9 protein-coding genes are annotated in these 6,103 nt (G+C 27.2%); all 9 read right to left on the bottom strand.

What is annotated here, in order from left to right:
* Positions 1–479 (bottom strand): CHASE3 domain-containing protein (locus tag EO083_RS07350; protein ID WP_444545707.1); only part of this gene is annotated, 479 nt, incomplete at its 3' end.
* Positions 476–1,960, bottom strand: a complete 1,485-nt coding sequence (hutH, locus tag EO083_RS07345) for a histidine ammonia-lyase (RefSeq protein WP_126993511.1) — start codon at positions 1,958–1,960, stop codon at positions 476–478. The genes hutH and EO083_RS07350, both read right to left, overlap by 4 nt.
* An 18-nt stretch (positions 1,961–1,978) precedes the next feature.
* A complete protein-coding gene (locus EO083_RS07340) occupies positions 1,979–2,497 on the bottom strand; it encodes a cob(I)yrinic acid a,c-diamide adenosyltransferase (protein ID WP_126993510.1) in 519 nt (172 codons plus the stop codon).
* Positions 2,494–3,252: a hypothetical protein gene (locus tag EO083_RS07335; protein WP_126993509.1), complete on the bottom strand. Its 759-nt coding sequence runs from the start codon at positions 3,250–3,252 to the stop codon at positions 2,494–2,496. The genes EO083_RS07340 and EO083_RS07335 overlap by 4 nt, the downstream gene beginning before the upstream one ends.
* Before the next feature lie 2 nt (positions 3,253–3,254).
* Positions 3,255–3,992 carry a hypothetical protein gene (locus EO083_RS07330; protein WP_126993508.1) on the bottom strand — a complete coding sequence of 246 codons (738 nt, stop codon included), beginning with the start codon at positions 3,990–3,992 and terminating at the stop codon, positions 3,255–3,257.
* Positions 3,989–4,507 carry a GNAT family N-acetyltransferase gene (locus EO083_RS07325; protein ID WP_126993507.1) on the bottom strand — a complete coding sequence of 173 codons (519 nt, stop codon included), beginning with the start codon at positions 4,505–4,507 and terminating at the stop codon, positions 3,989–3,991. The genes EO083_RS07330 and EO083_RS07325 overlap by 4 nt, the downstream gene beginning before the upstream one ends.
* Positions 4,494–5,345: a metallophosphoesterase family protein gene (locus tag EO083_RS07320; RefSeq protein WP_126993506.1), complete on the bottom strand. Its 852-nt coding sequence runs from the start codon at positions 5,343–5,345 to the stop codon at positions 4,494–4,496. The genes EO083_RS07325 and EO083_RS07320 overlap by 14 nt, the downstream gene beginning before the upstream one ends.
* A complete protein-coding gene (locus EO083_RS07315) occupies positions 5,346–5,591 on the bottom strand; it encodes a DUF4911 domain-containing protein (RefSeq protein WP_241230014.1) in 246 nt (81 codons plus the stop codon).
* Positions 5,584–6,069 carry a metal-dependent transcriptional regulator gene (locus EO083_RS07310; protein WP_126993504.1) on the bottom strand — a complete coding sequence of 162 codons (486 nt, stop codon included), beginning with the start codon at positions 6,067–6,069 and terminating at the stop codon, positions 5,584–5,586. The genes EO083_RS07315 and EO083_RS07310 overlap by 8 nt, the downstream gene beginning before the upstream one ends.
* Positions 6,070–6,103 lie beyond the last annotated feature (34 nt).

The raw sequence follows: 6,103 nt of genomic DNA, 5'->3' as shown, positions 1-6,103 counted from the left end.
ATTGTAGGGGTGGATTCAAATTCAAAAGGAATAAAGATGTCATATTCTTTTTCACCGGAAAGAACAGAGTCAATAACTTCGCTAAATTTATCACTAATATCAGGTGTAATTTCTCCTGTGTCATCAAAGGTTGTACCATCACTTAATATTAGGTATGTCCCTAGATAGCCCTCGGATTTAAGAGTAGCATTGGTGTTCATAAGTCCCCATTCAATTTGTTTTTTTCCTAATTCAGATTTTGTATCCATAAGGTATGGTGAAAGTGACCCCCCAGTAGCGTATTTATATAGAGGATCAATGATAGTTTTAAGGCTAGATTGAATATCTTTTGAGATAGAAGTTAAAACAAGGTGGTTAATTTGTTGTGCATTTTGTGAAATATTTTTAAAAGAAAGGTAAGAAGATATTGTTACGCTGGTAACAGTTGCAAGAATTGAAACAAGAACAAGTGCAAGAATTAATTTTGCCTGTAATTTCATTGCAGCACCTCCTTAATAATAATATTTTTTACATTTTCAAAATCATCACCAAAATACCTGTCTCCGTTTATTTTGATAAAGTCAAATTTTTGAAAAAATTCTTCAATACTTTTAGAAGATTTTAATGGTTTTCTAAATTCAAGTGCAACTTTTATAAGCATTGCTTCAATTGTAACTAAGTCAATTATATTGAAAAATATTTTTCTAAGTTTTCTTGCTGCAGTTGCCCCCATGCTTACATGATCTTCTTGATAAGCAGATGTTGGTATAGTATCAGCAGAAGCTGGATGCGATAAGACTTTGTTTTCGTTGCATATTGCTGCTGCAGTATATTGCCAAATCATGTATCCAGAATTTAACCCTTCTTTCCCAGAAGCTAAAAATGGTGGTAGGTTTTGGTTTATTAATGGATTTACTAATCTATCAATTCTTCGTTCAATCATGTTTCCAAGATCGGTTAAGGCAATTGAAAGAAAATCTGAAACTAATGCAACTGGCTCTCCATGGAAATTTCCACCACTAATAACATCATTGTCAAACACCAAAGGATTATCAGTTGCAGCATTTATTTCGTTTTCTGCAACTTTTTTTGCGTATATTAACGTATCATATACTGCTCCATATACTTGTGGAATTGCTCTTAATGTATAGGCATCTTGAACTTTGTTACAATTTTTGTGAGATTCTCTTATTTGACTGCCGTTTAAGTAATTTCTTAGTAAACTTGCAATGTATATTTGTCCATCATGATTCCTTGCTTTTTGTAATCTTTCATCATAAGCCACTGGAGTGCCAAGTAGAACGTCTACGCTTGCTGCAGCTATTAATGTAGCTATATCTAGAAGTTTTAGCGCATCTCTTATTGTTAATGCAAGAATCGAAGTAATGTATTGAGTTCCGTTTAAAAGACTTAATCCTTCCTTTTCTTTTAACTTTATTGGGTTAATATTTAATTCACTAAGTACCTTTTTCGTTGGTTCTTTCTTTCCGTTATAAATAACATATCCTTCTCCAATAAGTGCCATAGCAATATGAGATAAAGGTGCAAGATCTCCACTGGCACCGACGCTACCTTTTTCAGGAACATATGGATAAACTTTTTTATTTAAAAATTCAAGCAATTTTTCTATTACTTCAACTCTTACTCCAGAAAAACCTTTGGCAAGAGAGTTAGCTCTTAAAAGCATCATAGTTCTAACAATATCTTCATCTAAAGGATCACCAATTCCAGCTGAATGCGATAATACTATATTTTTTTGTAGTTCATCTAATTCTTTTTCTGAGATTTTAACATTTACAAGTGCACCAAAACCTGTGTTAATACCGTAAACAGTTTTTCCACTCGATAAAATTTTTTCAATTGTATTTCTTGATTCAATTATTTTATTTTTAGCAGATATATCTAAATCTACTTTTTCAAAATTGCGAGCAACTTTGTGTAGATCATCTAATCTTAGGTTATTACCATCTATTTTAATCATTTTTTGCTTCCTCCTTTTTCATTTATGAGCAGAATAGGGGGTTATATTATCTTTTTCAATGTATCTTGCCATTATGTAGAGTAAATCAGAAATTCTGTTAATGTAAGCTATCAATTCTTTCCTTACATTTTCCCTTTTTGAAAGTGAAACGATTCTTCTTTCAGCACGTCTTGCAATGGTTCTACATATGTCTAGAATACTACTTTCTTTAGTTGCACCAGTCAATACAAAAGAATTTAGGTTTACCTTTTTTTCATATTCTTCAACTAGCTTTGTTATTTTTTCTTCATCTTCTTTCGAAATTAGGTTTATAAATTTTTCACCTTTGGCAAGTTCGGTTGCAACTCTAAAAAGATCTTTTTGAATATTTTCAATTATTTCTTTTTCTTTTTTGTTTAAAAAATGTTTTGCATAACCCAAATATGAATTAAGTTCATCAACTGTTCCATATGCTTCAACATGTAAATCATCTTTATATACTGTTTCGTTATTTGCAAGTTTTGTTTTTCCATTATCGCCCTTCTTTGTAGAAATCATTGTTGCACCTCCTCTGATATTATGCTTTTTAATGTAGTTATTTCATTAAATAATTTGTTTATAAGTAATTCATCTTTTAATACTAGTTGTTTTAAAGTGTCTTGCGGAAAAAACGTGAAAATGTTTTTGATTTTTTCACAAGTTTTGTTTGAAATCCTGTTTAAAAAAGTAGGAGTTAGTTTTGAATTGATTTTTACAAACTTATTCCAAAAATCCAAGAAAAGATTGAAATCAGGTTGATAGGTTATTTTATATATCATTGTTGAACCTTTTGAGTCTAAGAGATAATTGTATTTTTTCAATAAATTTAGTAGTTGAATAAAGATAAATAAGTCAAGTATTTTTTCAGAGTTTTTATAGGAAAAAATTTCAGGATTATCTATTAGAAAATTTGTGTTTAAAGAAATTATTAATTCAATTGAAGAAATTGAATTTTCATATCTTAAAAAATTATTATTTTCGTTAATTTTTAGTTCTAATGCTTTTTTTGCGATAAAGTTCCGTATAAAAAATATTTCAGAATTTTCTTTAGTTAATTTTTGAAAATTATTAAAATCAACCTCAGTGTCTATTTCATACACGTTCATATGTATATTTAATAATTTTTCATTTTTAACAAGATTAAAATTTGGGTTATATAGGGCTATATAGTTATAAAAATCTACAAAAAAATTGTTGTTTGATCTTATTATGATTGGCACAACAAACTCAATTAATTCGTTTTTGGAAAACGTTGAATCAATAAATATTTCCAATTTTAATCCTCCTTGAGTATTTTCTTTAATTCTTTTATCTCTTCTTTTAAGGTTTCATTATGTTCACAATTTTTAATTATATTTTTGAGAATTTTTATAGATCTTGAGAATTTTTTGATATTTTTGTTCAAGCTTTTTTCCATTTCTCTGTTGTGAAAAAAGAAAAAGTAAAATATAAGTATTGAAATTGGTATGAATACAAAGTACAATGTTAAATATTTTTTTGGATATAAAACGTAAACAATTGAGTAACAGTCATCTGATAATTTAATTTTTTTGAATAACACTTTTTTTCCATTAAAGTAAGTTACATTTTTTTCAACGTCTGGGAACACATCTTGCAAATTTTTAAATTCATATCCTTCATTTATAATTTTTTCATTTGTGGAAATATAGAATAGAAAAGTTGAGCTTATTCCAGGAACTTTGTATAAATTATTTTTAGTTATAAAAAAAAGCTCGTTATTATTATTTAAAGTGAGGATGTTAAATCCTTCTTTAAGATTGTTGTATTCATACAAAGAACCTCCAAAATAAATTTTTTTATCAACGACATATCCATCTGGTTTTTTAACTGAAATATATTCTTTAACCAGTTGATTATAGCTTTTAAATTCATTTTCAGCAATTTGCTTTGAAAAATTGAGTTCTTTAAGAGAGTTGAAATAGTCAATTTTAAATAAAAAATATGGAAACAATAAAAAAAATGTTGTAAGAAGTATTGCTACAAGTTTTTTCATTTAAAATCCCTCAACTTTGCCATTATAATTAGATCAATGAATGAATCATCAAAACGAACTGCCATTTTCTTTCTACCTTCTATTTTATATCCTAGTGAATGATAAAGATTTAAAGCAACTCTATTATTTTCCATAACTTCGATTTGAATTCTTTTCACTTTTTTGTCAAAAGCCCATTTTTCAGCTGTTTGTATTAATTTTTTTCCAATGCCCTTACCGCGATATTCTTTCAAAACTGAAATACCAAATTCTGCAACATGTCTCATTCTTTTTTTATCGTGAATTAAAATTGTAATTTCGCCAACTATGGAATTATCTTTTTTTGCTACAAATATATTTCGTAGATCATTTTCAATGTAAAAATGAATATAATTTTTAAAAGAATTAAAATCCATTAAATCATCTAAAGTAGTTACTAAAAATGGTGTTTCGGACAATATGTTTTTTCTATATTCATAAAGGTTAAAAATATCACTTTTAGAAATTTCTTCAATTATTAATTCAGTATTGAACATTAAATTCCTCCAATAGTTCACCATTGTACTTATATGATTTTACAGTAACAAATTTGTTATTAAATTCAAGAATAACAAAATTGTGAACTTTTGAAAAAAAGGTTAAATTTTCATTGTTAAGTACTTTATTGTAGGTGGCAGCTCCACCCCCACCAGTAATTATATAATGAAAATTATTAACAACAAAATGCTGATAATTATGTTCATGAGCAGAAATTACCAATTTAACATTTTTGTTTAAAAATATTTCGTGTAGAATTTTTAATTTTTTTACAATGGAGTCTTTATAATGTGGGCCAACCGTAAAGATGGGATAATGAAGGAATACTATAGACTTTTCGTTGGCATAATTTTTAATAAATTCTAAACATTCATTTATTCCAGATTCAGCATCTAAAAATATAAACCTATATCCAAAAAAATCTGAATAATAGTTTTTAACTCCAAAAATTTTATCAAAATAATCACTTGGATTTTCGTGATTGCCCTTTACTACTTGAAAGTATGAACGTTTTCTTAAATCATAAGTTATTTCAAAAAATTTTTCCCAGTCATTTATATTATCACCTTTGTTTACCATATCGCCTAAATGGATAACAACGTGTGGATTAAATTTTAGAATTTGAGATACAATTTCGGAGTGAATCTTATCTCCCCATCTTGAATCTCCATATATTGCTACAACAGATGAATCATTCAACGAAAAGTTGAAACTTTCATCGTAGTTTTTAACGATTATTTTATTGTTAAAATTGAAATATAATGTTTTATTAATTTCAGGAAAAATTACTATAGAAAAAATAATTAAGAAAAAAATAACAAATTTTTTTAAAGTCATTTATCCTGCACTTCCAGAATTTTCCTTTATTTCAATAATTTCAAACTTGATCTTTTCTTTTAAACTATTTAAAATTTTCAAAACTTCATCTAAAAGTGAAGAGGTGGTTATTATACGTAATATTTGGTTTTCATATTTTCTAATATTTGCTAAGTTGTCTTCTGACTCTAAAATATAGCTTAAAAGATGAACATCTTCTTTATTAATTTTTAATAAAACATCTAATTCTTTTTCCAATTTATTCACCTTCCTTATTAAGAAATGGACAATTATCGGTTATTTTTCCTTTGCTTAAATATTCTTTAAAATGTTTAATAAAAAGTGGTTGTTCTTGTGGGCATTCATTCATAAATTTTGCAAATAGTAAAAATTTTGAAGCGGCTTCCTCATCCATATCAAAATAAATCTTTAAGCATGAATCCCATGCTTTTTCTGGAGCTATTCCTAAAATTTCAACTAAGAATTTTTGAACAGCTCTAATGTTTTTATTTTCAATAATTGCAATTTTTTTTCCTTTATCAGTTAAAGTAATTGCTCCTCTTTTTTCATAATAAATCAATCCTTTTTCAGCCAGAGAATCTAGTGCCTGTTTTGCAGATGGCATTTTTACACCAGCATAGTCAGCAATTTTTTTTAATCTTGTCCATCCCATTGAATTTAGAGTCAAAAAAACCATAAGAAGGTATTTTCTTTCTGCTTTTGTTAAATTATATTCTACTGACAAATTATCTACCTCCATAAGTTAACTTTCTACTATT

The sequence above is a fragment of the Thermosipho globiformans genome, from assembly GCF_003990895.1.
Classification (GTDB): domain Bacteria; phylum Thermotogota; class Thermotogae; order Thermotogales; family Fervidobacteriaceae; genus Thermosipho; species Thermosipho japonicus.
The sequence above is the reverse complement of the archived record's forward strand: the minus strand, read 5'-3'. Positions and strand labels throughout refer to the sequence as shown.

Bases quoted from the DNA above. Each gene is read 5' to 3' on its own strand.
- EO083_RS07320 (WP_126993506.1), bottom strand. From the start codon at position 5,345: ATGACTTTAAAAAAATTTGTTATTTTTTTCTTAATTATTTTTTCTATA.
- EO083_RS07340 (WP_126993510.1), bottom strand. From the start codon at position 2,497: ATGATTTCTACAAAGAAGGGCGATAATGGAAAAACAAAACTTGCAAAT.
- hutH (WP_126993511.1), bottom strand. From the start codon at position 1,960: ATGATTAAAATAGATGGTAATAACCTAAGATTAGATGATCTACACAAA.
- EO083_RS07325 (WP_126993507.1), bottom strand. From the start codon at position 4,507: ATGTTCAATACTGAATTAATAATTGAAGAAATTTCTAAAAGTGATATT.
- EO083_RS07330 (WP_126993508.1), bottom strand. From the start codon at position 3,992: ATGAAAAAACTTGTAGCAATACTTCTTACAACATTTTTTTTATTGTTT.